At 70.9% G+C, this 14,318-nt stretch carries 16 protein-coding genes; 5 read left to right on the forward strand and 11 right to left on the reverse strand.

Annotation, left to right across the window (positions count from 1 at the left end):
- The first annotated feature begins 35 nt into the window (after positions 1–35).
- Both BT341_RS43040 and BT341_RS43045 read left to right on the forward strand, forming a co-directional pair.
- Positions 36–806, forward strand: a complete 771-nt coding sequence (locus BT341_RS43040; protein ID WP_072481671.1) for a TetR/AcrR family transcriptional regulator — start codon at positions 36–38, stop codon at positions 804–806.
- Positions 803–1,120 carry a DUF4873 domain-containing protein gene (locus BT341_RS43045; RefSeq protein WP_072481672.1) on the forward strand — a complete coding sequence of 106 codons (318 nt, stop codon included), beginning with the start codon at positions 803–805 and terminating at the stop codon, positions 1,118–1,120. Before BT341_RS43040 ends, BT341_RS43045 begins: the two co-directional genes overlap by 4 nt.
- A gap of 103 nt (positions 1,121–1,223) precedes the next feature.
- Here BT341_RS43045 and BT341_RS43050 read toward each other — a convergent pair whose 3' ends face one another.
- Positions 1,224–1,454, reverse strand: coding sequence for a DUF3107 domain-containing protein (locus tag BT341_RS43050; RefSeq protein ID WP_072481673.1), 231 nt, complete (start codon positions 1,452–1,454; stop codon positions 1,224–1,226).
- Between the two features lie 119 nt (positions 1,455–1,573).
- Positions 1,574–2,227, reverse strand: a complete 654-nt coding sequence (locus BT341_RS43055) for a ferritin-like fold-containing protein (protein ID WP_072481674.1) — start codon at positions 2,225–2,227, stop codon at positions 1,574–1,576.
- Positions 2,228–2,632: 405 nt separating this feature from the next.
- Here BT341_RS43055 and BT341_RS43060 point away from each other — a divergent pair, with 405 nt between their 5' ends.
- Together BT341_RS43060 and BT341_RS43065 are read left to right on the forward strand one after the other, a co-directional pair.
- Complete coding sequence (locus BT341_RS43060) at positions 2,633–4,246, forward strand: DEAD/DEAH box helicase (RefSeq protein ID WP_177329032.1); 1,614 nt, start codon at positions 2,633–2,635, stop codon at positions 4,244–4,246.
- Between the two features lie 25 nt (positions 4,247–4,271).
- Positions 4,272–5,582 (forward strand): Rv3212 family protein, encoded by a 1,311-nt coding sequence (locus tag BT341_RS43065; protein WP_218177827.1) that lies wholly within the window; start codon positions 4,272–4,274, stop codon positions 5,580–5,582.
- Between the two features lie 12 nt (positions 5,583–5,594).
- On the opposite strand, the gene BT341_RS43070 is transcribed toward BT341_RS43065, so the two are convergent.
- From BT341_RS43070 to BT341_RS45040, 7 genes are all read right to left on the reverse strand, one after another.
- Positions 5,595–5,969, reverse strand: coding sequence for a hypothetical protein (locus BT341_RS43070; RefSeq protein ID WP_072481676.1), 375 nt, complete (start codon positions 5,967–5,969; stop codon positions 5,595–5,597).
- Positions 5,970–5,981: 12 nt separating this feature from the next.
- Positions 5,982–6,833, reverse strand: a complete 852-nt coding sequence (locus tag BT341_RS43075) for a RecB family exonuclease (RefSeq protein ID WP_072481677.1) — start codon at positions 6,831–6,833, stop codon at positions 5,982–5,984.
- Positions 6,834–7,043: 210 nt separating this feature from the next.
- Positions 7,044–9,503 carry an alpha-L-rhamnosidase-related protein gene (locus BT341_RS43080; protein WP_072481678.1) on the reverse strand — a complete coding sequence of 820 codons (2,460 nt, stop codon included), beginning with the start codon at positions 9,501–9,503 and terminating at the stop codon, positions 7,044–7,046.
- Between the two features lie 125 nt (positions 9,504–9,628).
- Positions 9,629–10,258 (reverse strand): MarC family protein, encoded by a 630-nt coding sequence (locus BT341_RS43085; RefSeq protein WP_072481679.1) that lies wholly within the window; start codon positions 10,256–10,258, stop codon positions 9,629–9,631.
- Position 10,259: 1 nt separating this feature from the next.
- On the reverse strand, positions 10,260–11,123 hold the full coding sequence (locus BT341_RS43090; RefSeq protein WP_425426458.1) for a PHP domain-containing protein: 864 nt from the start codon (positions 11,121–11,123) through the stop codon (positions 10,260–10,262).
- A gap of 43 nt (positions 11,124–11,166) precedes the next feature.
- Positions 11,167–11,727 carry a PH domain-containing protein gene (locus BT341_RS43095; RefSeq protein WP_072481681.1) on the reverse strand — a complete coding sequence of 187 codons (561 nt, stop codon included), beginning with the start codon at positions 11,725–11,727 and terminating at the stop codon, positions 11,167–11,169.
- A 20-nt stretch (positions 11,728–11,747) separates the two neighbouring features.
- On the reverse strand, positions 11,748–11,912 hold the full coding sequence (locus tag BT341_RS45040; RefSeq protein WP_177328713.1) for a hypothetical protein: 165 nt from the start codon (positions 11,910–11,912) through the stop codon (positions 11,748–11,750).
- 184 nt (positions 11,913–12,096) lie between these two features.
- Here BT341_RS45040 and BT341_RS43100 point away from each other — a divergent pair, with 184 nt between their 5' ends.
- The gene (locus BT341_RS43100; protein WP_072481682.1) at positions 12,097–12,510 is read left to right on the forward strand and encodes an NUDIX hydrolase; all 414 of its coding nucleotides are present in this window, start codon (positions 12,097–12,099) and stop codon (positions 12,508–12,510) included.
- A gap of 7 nt (positions 12,511–12,517) precedes the next feature.
- On the opposite strand, the gene BT341_RS43105 is transcribed toward BT341_RS43100, so the two are convergent.
- Together BT341_RS43105 and BT341_RS43110 are read right to left on the reverse strand one after the other, a co-directional pair.
- On the reverse strand, positions 12,518–13,609 hold the full coding sequence (locus BT341_RS43105; protein ID WP_072481683.1) for a DUF2332 domain-containing protein: 1,092 nt from the start codon (positions 13,607–13,609) through the stop codon (positions 12,518–12,520).
- A 7-nt stretch (positions 13,610–13,616) separates the two neighbouring features.
- On the reverse strand, positions 13,617–14,120 hold the full coding sequence (locus tag BT341_RS43110; RefSeq protein WP_072481684.1) for a MaoC family dehydratase: 504 nt from the start codon (positions 14,118–14,120) through the stop codon (positions 13,617–13,619).
- Between the last annotated feature and the right edge of the window lie 198 nt (positions 14,121–14,318).

Consider the following 14,318-nt stretch of genomic DNA (forward strand, 5'->3'; position numbering starts at 1 on the left):
TCTGTAACTTGAGGTAACAGTTACCTGTGCGTAGCATGACCTCCGTGATCGAACGTGTCAAGCGCGCAAAGCAGGCAGGCAAGTCCTCGTCGCGTGACGAGGAGGCGACCGGCGACGCCCGCCGCGACCGCTGGCGCAAGCACCGGATCGCGCGGCGCAAGGAGTTCGTCGAGGCGGCCCTGCGTGCGCTGGACAAGCACGGCCCCGACCTGGGCATGGAGGACGTCGCCGCCGAAGCCGGCGTCACGAAGCCGGTGCTGTACCGGCACTTCGACGACAAGGCCGACCTGTACGTGGCGCTCGGCCAGCGCGGCACCGAGATCCTCTTCGAGCGGCTGATCCCGGCGATCAACGCCGAACTGGCGCCGGTGCCGCGGATCCGGATGGCGCTCGACGCCTTCTTCACGGTCATCGAGGAGCACCCGAACCTGTACCGGCTGCTGGCGCACGGCCGTCCGGAGCGGCCGGTGTCGTCGGACGTCGTGGCCGAGGACAAGGAACTGATCGCCACGGCGCTGACCGCGCTGCTCGGCGACTACATGCGGATGTTCAACATGGACTCCGGCGCGGCCGAGCCGTGGGCGCACGGCATCGTCGGCATGGTCCAGAACACCGGCGAGTGGTGGCTGGACCGCCGCTCGATGAGCCGCGACGCGGTGGTCGAGTACCTGACCCAGATCATCTGGGCCGCGATCGACGGCCTGACCAGGCAGAACGGCGTCGTCATCGACCCGAACCTGCCCCTGGAAGCCAACAAGGTGGTCCAGCTGGGCCGCGCTTCGGAGTCGTTGGAGGAAACCTCATGAGCGAGCACGACGAAGACGGCTACAGCGGTGAAGCGACGCTGGTGGTCGACGGCGTCTCACTGACGGCGAAGGTGGAGCTGCGCGGCTACTTCCAGCCGATCGACGGCTATTACCGCTGGTACGGCCGGGTGGCGGTGAACGAGGAGCTGACCCGGCTGGCGGGCGGAAAGAAGACGGCCGTGACGATCCAGGCGGGCGAGTACGCGGCGACGGGCGAGCTGTCGGACCCGGACCCGTGGGGCCGCTACCGGATCACGGGCACGAGCACCCCGCCGTTCCACGTCCCGACGAGCCTCGAAGAGCTCAACGCCTGACCCGAGCGCCCCAATGTGGCCTTCGGTGCGTGAGACGCAACCAAGGCGGCCTTCGGTGCGTCTGACGCAACCAAGGCCGCCTTGGGGCGCTTGCCGGGAGCCGTCAGCCGCCGACGCCGAAGCCCACCTTGCGGACGTCGGACGGGGCGATCTCGACGTACGCGATGCGGTCGGACGGGACGATGTACTTGCGCCCCTTCTCGTCGCTGATGCGGAAGAGCCCGTCACCGGCCGTCAGGGCCTCGGCGACCAGCTTCTCCACCTCGTCGGGAGACTGGCCACTGGACACCACCAGCTCGCGCGGCGTGTCCTTGATGCCGATCTTGACCTCCACGTGGGACCTCCGCTGGAAATTCGTAAGGGATGTGCCCGGCAAGGCTAACCGAACCGGTTCGTTCCGGTGGCGCATGTCCGCGCCCGACCGCGTCGTCACGTCCAGGTGCTCCATCGGGGTCAGCCCAGGCCGAGCGCCTGCATGCGCTTGGTGTGCCCCTGTTGCAACCGCCGGAACAGCGCGGCGATTCCGGAGAGGTCGCCCGAACCGGAGACGATCAGCTCGGCCAGCCCGTCCCGCTCGGCGACGACGTACTGGGCCTGGGTGAGCGCCTCGCCGAGCAGGCGGCGGCCCCACAGGGCGAGCTTGTCGCGGGTCTTCGGGTCGGCTTCGATGCCGGCCGCGACTTCGCGTTCGGCGAACGCGGAGTGGCCGGTGTCGGCGAGCACGGTGAGCACGAGGTCCTTGGTCTCCGGGTCGAGCCAGCTGGCGATCTCGCGGTAGAGGTCGGCGGCCAGCCCGTCGCCGACGTAGGCCTTGACCAGCGACTCCAGCCACGACTTCGGCGGCGTCGAGGCGTGCCAGGCGTCGACCTGGGCGACGAATGGCGCCATGGCGTCCTCGACCTTGACGCCGTGCGCGGCCAGGTGCTGGTCGAGCAGTCCGTAGTGACCGATTTCCGCGGCGGCCATCTGCGCCAGCGCGGCCCGCCCGGCCAGGGTCGGGGCGCTGCGCGCGTCTTCGGCCATCCGGTCGAACGCGGACAGTTCGAGATAGGCGATCACACCCAGCAGGTCGACGACGCCTTCGCTGATCTCTTTCGGCTCGGTCACGGCGGCCAGGGTATCGCCGAAGCACCCGGACGTGACGCGACGAGACCGATCACACTGGTTCCGGCGCGCCGGGTACTGTCGAAAAACTGCTGACCAGGTACACTGGCGTTCGACATCAAGCTTCCGTACGCCATACCGGCGTCGGGAACAGGCAGGTCACGTGGCTTGCCGACGTACTGCAATGTGCGTGCACGCCTCTTCCGGCAATCCCGGGGCGGACCGGTTCCGCGCTTCCAGATCAGCGCCAGGGACCAGGGTTTACTCCCGGTCGAGTGTCGAGCGGACCCACGGCTGTGCGCGCTGGTCACGAGAGAGGCGATCACCCTGACCGCAGAAATTCCCACAACCGAACAGACCCCCGCCGTCGCGCTGGAGCACAGCGAGACCGGCCCGGCCGCGCTCGACATGTCGCACCCGCTGCAGGCGGGCGTCGAGGTCGAGCCCGAGGCCCCGACCTTCGCGTCCTTCGGCGTCAAGCCGGAGATCGTCAAGGCACTCGGCGACGCCGGCATCGAGCGGACGTTCGCGATCCAGGCGCTCACGCTGCCGCTGGCCATGGCCGGCGACGACCTCATCGGCCAGGCCCGCACCGGCATGGGCAAGACGCTGGGCTTCGGCGTCCCGCTGCTGCACCGCGTGCAGGTGCCCGGCGACGGCACCCCGCAGGTGCTGGTCGTGGTGCCGACCCGCGAGCTGTGTATCCAGGTCGCCAACGACCTCAAGGGCGCGGGCAAGTACCTCGGCATCCGCACGCTGGCCATCTACGGCGGCCGCCCGTACGAGCCGCAGATCGAGGCGCTGCGCAAGGGCGTCGACGTCGTGATCGGCACCCCGGGCCGCCTGCTCGACCTGGCCGAGCAGCAGCACCTGGTGCTCGGCAAGGTCCGCGGCCTGGTCCTCGACGAGGCCGACGAGATGCTGGACCTGGGCTTCCTGCCCGACATCGAGCGCATCCTGCGGATGGTGCCGGACGAGCGGCAGACGATGCTGTTCTCGGCCACCATGCCCGGCCCGATCATCACGCTGGCCCGCACGTTCCTGCGCCAGCCGACGCACATCCGCGCCGAAGAGAACGACGCGAGCGCGATCCACGAGCGCACCACCCAGTTCGTCTACCGGGCGCACTCGATGGACAAGCCCGAGGTCATCGCCCGCGTGCTGCAGGCCGAAGGCCGCGGCCTCACGATGATCTTCAGCCGCACCAAGCGCACCGCGCAGAAGGTGGCCGACGACCTGGTCGAGCGCGGCTTCGCGGCCGCCGCCGTGCACGGCGACCTGGGCCAAGGCGCGCGGGAGCAGGCGCTGCGCGCGTTCCGCTCGGGCAAGGTCGACGTGCTGGTCGCGACCGACGTCGCCGCTCGCGGCATCGACATCGACGACGTCACGCACGTCATCAACTACCAGTGCCCGGACGACGAGAAGACCTACGTCCACCGCATCGGCCGCACCGGCCGCGCGGGCCGCACCGGCGTCGCCGTCACGCTGGTCGACTGGGACGAAGAGCCGCGCTGGAAGCTGATCTCCGACACCCTCGGGCTGGACAAGCCGGAGCCGGTGGAGACGTACTCGTCGTCGAAGCACCTGTACGAGGACCTGGGCATCCCGGAGGGCACCACCGGGCGGCTGCCGCTGGCCAACCGCACCCGCGCGGGCCTGGCCGCCGAGGAGGAAGAGGACCTGGGCGGCAAGAAGCGCGGCCGTGGCCGGGGCCGGTCGGGCGAGCCGGCGTCGGAAGACACGCCGCGGAAGCGCACCCGGGCCCCGCGCAAGCGGACCCGCGGTGGCGCGCGGGCGGCCGAGGCCGTCGAGGCGGCGGACAACGCCGCCGCTTCCTCGGAAGAGGCTCCCGCGGCCGAGGCACGCACCCGGACGCGCCGCCGCACCCGCAGCGGCAGCGCCCCGGAGGCGACCGGCCCGGCGGCCGAAAAGGAAGCCGGCGAGAACGCCGAGCGTCCGGCTCGGCGACGCCGCCGTCGCCGCCCGGCCGCGACGTCTGATACACCTGCGTCGGCAGACTGAGGCCTACGCAGCGGGGGTCGGGTACGTGAGCGACGTCGAGAAGGCGCCTGAAGAGTCTTCCGAGTACGGCTCCGAAGACGTCCTCGAGGACGTCGAGGCCGCTCCGCCCGCCCCGCGGGTCAAGGCGCGCCGGTCGCCGTGGAACCGCGGGCGGGACCGGGTGATCGCCGCGCTCATCGCGGTGGTCGTGGTCGCCGTCGCGCTGGTCATCGGCGTGACGAGCGACAGCGCGGCCACCGACCGGACCGAGGCGGCACCGCCCCCGCCGCTGCCCGCGGCACCCGACAAGGTGCCCGGGTCGCTGGCGGAGATCTGGAGCGCCCGCAGCGGGGTGACGCCGGTCCCGGTGGTGGCCGGGGACACGGTGGCCACCGCGGACGGCGGCGAGGTCGCCGCCCGCGACCCGCTGACCGGGCAGATCCGCTGGCACTACACGCGCGACCTGCCGCTGTGCACGCTGAACGACACGTGGGGGCGGCTGAACGCCGTGTACCACAAGTCGCGCAACTGCAGCGAGGTCACGCAGCTCGACCCGGGAACCGGCCGGATCACGGCACAGCGCAACGGCAACGCGGAACTGGGCACCCGGCTGGTCAGCGACGGCTCGCACGTGACGACGACGGGCAAGAAGCTCCTCACCACCTGGCGCGACGACCTGGTGCAGAGCGCCGAGTACGGCCAGGTCCCGGCGCTGGTCAACGCGGGCAAGCAGCCCCGCACGGGCTGCACGTACGGCACGGTGGCGGCGGCGTCGGGCAAGATCGGCGTGATCGAGCGGTGCCCGGGTGACCCGGCGGACCGCCTGACGGTGTACAAGGCGGCGCCGGAGAAGGACGACGAGCCGCAGGTGGCGTTCAGCAGCGTGCTGGCGGGCAAGCGGGCCAGGGTGATCGCGATGTCGGGCGACCTGGCCGCGGTGGTGTTGCCGGACCAGAAGCTCATGGTGATCTACAACGGCGACGGTTCCCAGCGGGCGGCGTACCCGCTGGACGTGCCGTCGGGCGACCTGGCGCAGGACCCGCCGTCAGGCACCGAAGCGACAACCCAGACAACGCAGAACGTGTACTGGTTCAGCGGTTCGAAGGTCGTGGCGCTGTCGCGCGACGACCTGTCGCCGCGCTGGACGTTGAGCAGTGCGGTGGGCCCGGGCATCACGTTCGCGCAGCAGCTGGTGGTCCCGATCAAGGGCGGCCTGGCGGTGCTGAACGAGAACGACGGATCGACGATCCGCACGGTGGGCGTGGACCGGCGGGGTTACACGGGAGTCGTCCGCCTGGCGGCGGCAGGCCCGGTACTGCTGGAAGAACGCGGCGACACGCTGACGGCCCTGAAGTAGCGGACCGTCGGGCTAGGTGAGCCAGAAGAGGGTCAGCGCCGAGGCCGTGAACAGAACGACTGCGGCACCTGCCCCGGCGGCCGGAAGGCCGTTCCGGCGGTCGGCGACCCGCTGAGCCAGCAGCGCCAGCACCGCCGCCAGCGGATGGCCGATCAGCAGCACCGCGCCCGGGCCCGGCGCTCCCGTGTACAGGTCGATTCCCGCCACCACCAGGACTCCGGCCGCCAGGACCGCGAGACCGGCCGCCAACGAGCCCGTGAATCCGCGCCACCACCGCCCGCGTTTCTTCGCCGGCGCGTCGGGTTCGGGGGTGTCCGGGGTGATGTGCTCCGGTTCGGCCCGTTCCTGCGGCACCGTCGGCAGTTCGTCGGTGTCCGGTGAAGCCACGTTCCCTCCCTGTCAGGGCGCGAGCAGGTCCCATGGTTGCGCCGCCGGGGCCGCTTCCTGCCCCGCCGCGCAGCTCGGCCTGAAGTCGCACCAGGCGCAACGGCGGTCCGGGCGCGCCGGGAACAGCACGTCCCCGTCGCCGCCCGCCTCCAGGGTATCCGTGGCCAGCCTCAGGTCCCCGGCGGTCTCTTCGGCGCGTTGCAGGTGCCGCCGCAGGCTCTCCGGCGTGTGCTCGGCGGCGGCGATCGTGCCGCTCGGCAGGTGGTGCAGCTCGACCGTGGTGCACGGCATCCGCAACGTGCGCGCCGCGGCCACCGCGTACAGCGCCAGCGCCTGCGACGCCCTGGCCTCGTACTCGTCCGGCGGACGGCGGCCCGTCTTGTAGTCGACGATCACCAGCTCGCCCGCGCGCGCGTCGATCCGGTCGGCCCGGCCCTCGATGATCATCGACGGCCGCTCCCCCGGCGCCGGGTTCACCGGCGCCGATACCCACCGCTCGAGCCCCACCGGGTCGTGGCTGACGTCGTTGTCCTCGACGTACTCCGCCACCCAGCCCTTGGCCCGCGCCCGGTACCGCGCCGCCTGCTCGTCGTTCTGGAAGCCCGCGTCCTTCCAGAACTCGGCCACCAGCGCCACCGCCCGCTGGGGCACGCGCTTGAGCACCGGCAGGTCGAACAGCGCCCGCAACGCGTTGTGCACCACCGCGCCGAGGGTGCTGTGCGCCCACGGCCCGGTGCGCTGCGGCGTCGGCCGGTCGAGGTACGCGAGCCGGTACCGGCGCGGGCAGTCGTCGAAGGTCGCCAGCCGCGCCGGCGAGACCTTCGTGAGCCGCACCGGCTGCGCGACGCCGAAGTCGAACCCCATTTGCTCCTTCACGGGTGCCACGCTACGCATCGCCACCGACAGTTTTTGCGGGGGTTCGGGTGGCGAAGCCCCCGACCTGGGGCGAAGCCCCAAATGTCACCGACAATTTTTTCGGGGGTTCGGGTGGCGAAGCCCCCGACCTGGGGCGAAGCCCGAGATATCACCGACAGCTTTCCGCGCGGGGCGAGCCGCCCCGCGCGGAAAGCCCGGCTAGCGCACCACAAGCACGGTGTGCGTCCCGCCGCCGACCGCGAGCGAGTCGCCCCGGACCGCGCGGCCGTCCAGCAGGACCAGCCGTCCGGGCGGGACCACCAGTGACCCGGAAGTTCCTTGCGGCGCGGAAACCGTCAACGAGAACACCGAGCCGTGCTGAGACCACGAAGCCGACAACGCGCCCTTCGGCGTCGGGACGGCTCCGCGTGCCCACGCCACGGAACCCGGGTGCGGCGAAACCGTCCACGTCGCGAAGCCCGGCGAAGCCGGTGAGACGCCCAGCAACTCGTTCGTCAGCGCCGGCACGACACCGGTCGACCAGCCGTGCGCCGCCGACGTGTATCCCTGCTCGTAGTGCGATCCGCCCGCGCCGATGCCTTCCCACGCCGTGATGCCCGGGTCGTGCGTGGTCATCCAGCCGTACATCCGCTTGATCTGGTCGATCGCCGACTCCGCCTGCCCGGTCCGGAACCGCGCTTGCAGCTCAGGGAACGACGTGAACGCGTACACGCGCTTCGTCCCGTCGGACACGAGAGTGTCGTTGTCCATGAAGGGGTTGCCGTACGGCAACGCACCCGCCGCGAGCCGCGCCAACGCCGACGAAGCCTGCGAAGGCGACGCGATGCCGGCCAGGATCGCGTGGCTGTTGCCGTCCTGGCCGTGGCGCACCGCGCCGGTCGCCGAGTCCAGGTACGCGCCCGCTGCCGGATCCCACAGGTACTGGTTCACGGCCGCCGCGACGCCGGACGCGCGCGCGAGCCACCGGTCGGCGTCCGAGGGGTGCCCTGTCGCGCGAGCGAGCCCTGCCGCACCCTGAAGCGCCCGGACGTACAACGCGTTGTAGTACGTCACTTCGCCCGTACGCGGCAGGAACGCGTAGTCGCCGTAGCCGCCTGTGCCGTTGAGGCCCTTCGCGAGCAGCCCGCGCGAATCGGTGACCGACGGATACCACGTGTCGAGAGCCTTCACGAGGTGCGAGTAATACGAAGCCGCGTACGCGGTGTCGCCCGTGTAGAGCACGTAGTCCCAGCTCGACGTCACCCACCAGAGCGGATAGTCGAACAACGGCAGCGTGTAGTCGTTGATCGAGGCGGGCGGGATCCAGCCGTCAGCCCGCTGGTGGTCGGCCAAGTCGGCCAGGACGTTCCGCGCGGCCGTGCCGTCCTGGTGCGTCAGGTACTCGGTCAGCCCGGACACCGCGACGTCGCCGACGTACGGGTCCCGGTCCCGCTTCGCGCCGTCGTGCAGCACGAGCTTTCCGTCCAGCGACGGCGAGAACGCGCCGCGCGGGTCCACATCGGACTCGCGGAAGGTGTCCATGCCCAGTTCGTTGGTGTACGACGCGGCGTACCAGTACTTGTTCAGGTTTTCGTCGGACGACTCGAACCAGCCGCGGTAGCTGGACGGCGCGCCGAGGAACGGCGTGAAGTCGAGCGAGACGCCGCTGATCCGGACTTCGCCGGAAGGCTGGGCAGCCGGCGCGTCCGAGGCCAGCGCGTCCAGGCTGATCCGCAGGTAGCGGAAGCCGTGCAGCCCGTCCGCGCACACCTGCGTTCCGGTGGCGCAGCCCTTCGTGTCCCGCCAGACGGCCGGCGCCGCCGGCACGGCGTACTGGTCGGTGCCGGGGCCGCCCGAGAAGTCAGAGCGCGTGAAGTCGGAGCGTTCGCCCAGGTACTGCAGGGTTTCCGAGAAGGCCAGCCGCACACCAGGCCGGTTCGCCGACGCGCCCGCGAACGCGATCTCCGGGTACCCGGCGACGACCTTGCCGAAGTCGATCACGGCCGTGGGCACCGGCGGATCGGCGACCAGGCCGGGCCAGACCTCGGCAATCCGGCTGAACTCACCCGAAGGTGTGTTCTGGTCCTTGGTCACGGTGATCCGGACCTGCGTGGTCGTCACCGGCCGGTCGAAGGCGACGGCGCGCTGCACGGCCGTGTTGCCGGTGACCGACGCCGCGACGCGCCACGCGCCCGCGTCCAGCACCTCGACGGTGAAGTCCTGCGGCACGCCGTCCACATTGGACAGCAGGGTGACACCGGGCAGCGCGACCGGCGCCGCCGAGGTGATCGTCAGGACGTCCGGATACGCCCCGATCGTGTCGTCGTTCCAGAACGTCGCGGTGTCGCCGTCGACGGCATTGCCGGGGGCGTAGGTCCGCGGCCGGCCGTTGCCGCCGTTGTTCGGCGCGTGGAACGACGACGCGGCCGCCGTGGTCCCCGCGGGCCAAGCGGGCTTCGGCGGCGACGCCTGCCGCCGGAACGTCGCGACACCCCGGCCGAGCAGGCCGTCCGGGTTGGTGACGTCCCCGGTCGTGGACAGGACCTTGACGGGCCGGACGTCCCGGCTCGACGGTGCGACGACGTACTTCTGCCAGCCGGGCACGGCCCCGGCGGGAGCGGCGAGCACCCCGCTCGCCACCAGCACCGTCACCGGCAGAACTGCTCCGAGCCACTTCATCGAGGCCTCCGCAAGGGCGATTGAATCGTTTCAAGTGCTGCGCTGAGGTTCAGGCTGCGGGAGGCCTGCCAACGATGTCAACGAACCGGGCGGATCCTGTCCGGCAGGACAACCCGGGTGGCGGGTCAGTTCCCGCCGGCGATGAAGCCGCGAACGGAGTTCGCGACCAGCTCCACGGCGATGGCCGCGAGCAGCAGACCAGCCACCTTCGCCAGCAGCGTGATGCCGCTTTCCTTGATCAGCCGGATCACAACGCCGGAGTAGCGCATGCAGAGGTAGATCACGAAGTGCGTCGTGACGATCGCCAGCGCCAGCGCGATGTACGCGCCGATGTGCCCGTCGGCCTGCCGGACGAACACGATGGTCGCGGCGATCGCGCCGGGTCCGGCCAGCAGCGGCGTGCCGAGCGGCACGAGGGCTACGTTGACGTCCTCGGCCGCCGCCTCGGGCTCGTGGCCGTTGCTGGTGAGCAGCTGCAGCGCGATCAGCAGGAGCAGCAGCCCGCCCGCGCCCTGCAGCGCCGGGATGCCGATGCCGAGGTAGGCGAGGATCGCCTGGCCTGCGACCGCGAACAGGCTGATGACCAGCAGCGACACCAGGACGGCCTGCCGGGCGGCGCGCGCCCGCGTCGCCATCGGCTTGCGGCCGACCAGGCTGAGGAACACCGGCACGGTGCCGGGCGGGTCCATGATGACGATCAGGGTGATCGTCGCGCTCATGAAGAGCTTCGCGTCGAAGACGTCGGCGATCGCCATCTCAGCCCTTCACGACCTGGAACCCGGTCGCGCGCGCCACCAGCTCCTCGAGCTGCCCCGGATCGGTGGTGCACTCGCCGAGCGGGATCGTCTTGTTCGTGCCGTGGTAGTCGCTGGACCCGGTGACGAGCAGCCCCAGCTCGCCGGCCAGCTCACGGGTGCGGGCCCGCGTCGCCGCGTCGTGGTTCGGGTGGTCGGCCTCGACACCGGTGAGCCCGCGCCCGGCCAGCTCGGCGAGGGTGTCCTCGCTGATCGTGGCGCCGCGGCTGAAGGCGAACGGGTGCGCGATGACCGTGACGCCGCCGGCCGCCGCGATCATGTCGATGGCCTCCTCGACCGGCGTGTCGCGGCGGGCGACGTAGTAGCCGCGGCGCGGGCTGAGGTAGTCGGCGAACGCCTCGTCGACGGACGTGACCAGCCCGGCGCGGACCAGCGCCTGCGCGAGGTGCGGGCGGCCGGGCGGCGAGTCCTCGGGCAGCAGGCCGAAGATCTCGTCGATGTCGATCGGCAGGCCGTCGGCGGCCATCCGCTCGGCCATCCGGCGCAGCCGGGTGCGGCGCTCGGCGCGCAGCCGGGTCTGTTCGGTGACCACGGCTTCGGCCGTCGGGTCGAAGAGGTAGGCGAGCAGGTGGACGCTGATCTGGCGGCCGGTCTCGGGGTCGATCGACACGGTGGAGAGCTCGGCGCCGGGGACGAGCGTCAGGCCCGGCGGCACCGCTTCGGCGGCGGGCGCCCAGCCGGCGGTCGTGTCGTGGTCGGTGATCGCGACGACGTCGAGCCCGGCGTTCGCGGCCGCGGCGACGAGCCCGGCCGGCGTGTCGGTGCCGTCGGAGGCGGTGGAATGGGCGTGCAGGTCGATGCGCATCGTGTCCATTGTCGACGATGCGCTGCGTCACAGGCGGGACGGGTCAGCCGACGGGCTTCTTGCCCCGGGCGGCCCGCTGGGCCTTGATCATCGAGAAGCGCTCAGCCTGCTTCTGCTTGTCGCCGAACACGAGCTCGGAAATCGTGTCGTAGAACTCTTCGGGCCGCGGGAGGTAGTCGATCCGGTTGAGGGCCTGGATCTGGCCGGCGGACTCGACGACCATCGTGCCGTAGCCCATCATGCGGCCGGTCGCGGTGCGCACGTAGCTGAGGTCGGTGACCTTGCTGATCGGCATCATCAGCACCTTGGTGGTGAACACCCCGGTCGTCATCACGAACCGCTTGTCGGTCACCACCAGGCGCTCGACCCACCACTCCATCACCTGGTAGGCGAACCGCAGGACGACGAGCAGCGCGACGTACCAGAGGATGTTCTGGCCGATGTACAGCGCCGGTGGCAGCAGGTAGGACACCAGGACGCAGACGGCCAGCAGCGCGGCCGCCTCGAAGGTGTCCCACAGCAGCACCGCCCAGTGGCGGCGGATCCGGATGACCCGCCGCTCGGTGTCGAGGAGGTACTCGTCGGGGTCGCGAGGCGCGAACATGGTTCGAGGGTAGCCCCGGATCAGGCCTTGAACACGTTGCTGACGAAAGTGATGACCGATTCGGCCGAGTCGCGCAGGAACTGGATGATGTTGCCGACGAGGCCCGCCGCCTGGCCCGGCTGGGCAATGACGAAGAACAGCACCAACGCGATACCGGCGAGGCCCGCAATCTTCTTCACGTTCACCGCGATCAAATCCCGTCTCTTACGGTGACAACCGGACAAGTGCACTTAACTTGTACCGCACTGGACAGGCGCAGGGGAGGTAAGTCCCGCGCTTGGGTCAGCACGCCGTCCGAAGTGTACCGTACGGCTACTCTCCGTGTACAGGACATCGGTTTTCAGTTCGGCGCCGTCTACCCTTCGGGACATGGACGTCCCCACCCGCGCCACGATCCGCTGTGTCGGCGGCATCGTGTTCGACCCGCAGGGCCGCTTGCTGCTCATCCGGCGTGCGCACGACCCCGGATCGGGGCAGTGGTCGCTGCCGGGTGGCCGCGTCGAACCAGGCGAATCGGACGAAGCGGCCGTGGTCCGCGAACTGCGGGAGGAAACCGGGCTGGACGTGATTCCGGGCACACTGGTCGGCACGGTGACCCGCGGCCGGTTCGAGATCCACGACTACGCCTGCGCGGCGACGGGCGGCGTCCTCACGGCCGGTGACGACGCCACGGAGGCACGTTGGTCCGATGCGGCAGACCTGTCGGCCCTGGAGGCGGCCGGGGAGCTGGTGGACCTCCTGTACGTGACGCTGCGTGACTGGAACGTCCTGCCGCGGGCCTGATCCGCCGCTACAGCGGCAGCCAGGTCATCCGCTGCCCGTGCGGGGCGGTCCGCGCCAGGGCGTGGGCCTCCGGCCTCCCGTTCTCCCAGCGCACCACGCCGAGCGTCGCCAGCCCGCCGCCGACCAGGTCCGACCGGCCCGGCAGCACCACGTCCAGGCCCGCGCCGTAGAACTCCTCCGACACCCACCACAGCGGCCGGGACTCCGCCAGCGAAGCCAGCGCCGCGACGAACGCCGCGCGGCGCTCCGGTGGGAAGTACGCCAGCGCGTGGCTCGTCACCACCACCAGCGGCCCGTCCAGCGACGCGGCCGCCGACGGCAGGTCGTCCACGCCGTCCCCGGCGATGAGCCGGGGCCGGTGCTTCGCCTGCTCGGCCGCGGCCGTGCGCAGCAGCCGGATGCGGTCCGGCTGGTCCGCCCAGACGCACGCCTCCAGCCAGGCCAGCTCGTCCTCGTCCGACAGGTCCACCGGCGCGCGGTCGAGGCCCGCCCGGTCGAGCACCGCCAGCTTCTTCGGCAGCTTCGGCGCCACCGCGCCCGGCGCCAGGTCCAGCGCGCAGTGCAGCCCGACCGCGGCCTTCGCGGGACCCGCCGTCAGCTGCTCGCCGCCGTCGCACTGGTAGCGGTAGCCGAACCGGTCCAGGCCCAGCAACAGCCCCGCGCTGCAGCCGACCTCCAGCACGGCGACCTTGCCGCCCGCCTCCTTCGCCGCCCGCGCGACGCCCGGGTACAGCAGCGCCGCCCGGCGGACCTCGTTGGTCTGCGTGTAGCGCGACGCGATCAGTGCCCGCGCCTTGTCCGCCCGCTCCAGCAGGAACGACCGGAACAGCGGCCAGGTCTCGGAGTCGACCCCGTCGAAGCCGCCGAGCGACGGGTAGTACCGCGACAGCGGGTGGATCGGGTCGGCCTGCACCAGCCGGTGCGCGGCGGCCATCAGCAGCGTGCCGCGCGCCTCGCCGTCGCGGGCCACCGACAGCAACCCGGCGACGTCGTCGTCCTCCGCGGCCTGAGACGCCAGGTGCTCGTACAGCGGGGAGACGCCGCGCGCCTCCACTTCCGCGAACTTGCGCAGGATCCCCTTGATCCGGTCCAGGTCCATCAGAGCCTCATTCGTGCGGCACCGGCCGGCCCGGCTGCTCCCCGCCCCGAGTCTCCCCGTACGAGCGCTTCGGCACCATCACCTTCCGCCGGAACGTGCACACGATCGTGCCGTCCTGCTTGTAGCCGCGCGTCTCGACGTACACGACGCCCCGGTCGTCCTTGGACTTCGACGGCGTCTTGTCCAGCACCTCGGTCTCGCCGTAGATGGTGTCGCCGTGGAAGGTCGGCTTCACGTGCTTGAGCGACTCGACCTCGAGGTTCGCGATGGCCTTGCCGGAGACGTCGGGCACGGACATGCCCAGCAGCAGCGAGTAGACGTAGTTGCCGACCACGACGTTCTTGCCGAAGTCGGTCGTCTCCTCCGCGTAGTGCGCGTCGAGGTGCAGCGGGTGGTGGTTCATGGTGAGCAGGCAGAACAGGTGGTCGTCGTATTCGGTGACCGTTTTGCCCGGCCAGTGCTTGTAGACCGCACCGACCTCGAACTCCTCGTAGTACCGACCGAACTGCACTCGTCATCTCCCGTCGCGTAACACCGCGTGAGGCTGGTACGACACGCATCCGTAGTGAGGAGTACCCTCAACCATTGGTTCTCGCGCGTCAACGCGAGCCCCACCACTCTCCACCCGGCCCGAAGGAGGTGAGGAACCCCGATGAGTAGTGGCGATAGTCCGCTCCCTAGTAGTCCCAGCGTTCCCACCTCACGGGTC

Source organism: Amycolatopsis australiensis (genome assembly GCF_900119165.1).
GTDB classification, from domain to species: domain Bacteria; phylum Actinomycetota; class Actinomycetes; order Mycobacteriales; family Pseudonocardiaceae; genus Amycolatopsis; species Amycolatopsis australiensis.

Coding starts and splice junctions, on each gene's coding strand:
- BT341_RS43060 (WP_177329032.1), top strand. CDS start 2,633: ATGTCGCACCCGCTGCAGGCGGGCGTCGAGGTCGAGCCCGAGGCCCCG.
- BT341_RS43075 (WP_072481677.1), bottom strand. CDS start 6,833: ATGGGGTTCGACTTCGGCGTCGCGCAGCCGGTGCGGCTCACGAAGGTC.
- BT341_RS43100 (WP_072481682.1), top strand. CDS start 12,097: ATGGACGTCCCCACCCGCGCCACGATCCGCTGTGTCGGCGGCATCGTG.
- BT341_RS43045 (WP_072481672.1), top strand. CDS start 803: ATGAGCGAGCACGACGAAGACGGCTACAGCGGTGAAGCGACGCTGGTG.
- BT341_RS43040 (WP_072481671.1), top strand. CDS start 36: ATGACCTCCGTGATCGAACGTGTCAAGCGCGCAAAGCAGGCAGGCAAG.
- BT341_RS43080 (WP_072481678.1), bottom strand. CDS start 9,503: ATGAAGTGGCTCGGAGCAGTTCTGCCGGTGACGGTGCTGGTGGCGAGC.
- BT341_RS43090 (WP_425426458.1), bottom strand. CDS start 11,123: ATGCGCATCGACCTGCACGCCCATTCCACCGCCTCCGACGGCACCGAC.
- BT341_RS43085 (WP_072481679.1), bottom strand. CDS start 10,258: ATGGCGATCGCCGACGTCTTCGACGCGAAGCTCTTCATGAGCGCGACG.
- BT341_RS43095 (WP_072481681.1), bottom strand. CDS start 11,727: ATGTTCGCGCCTCGCGACCCCGACGAGTACCTCCTCGACACCGAGCGG.
- BT341_RS43105 (WP_072481683.1), bottom strand. CDS start 13,609: ATGGACCTGGACCGGATCAAGGGGATCCTGCGCAAGTTCGCGGAAGTG.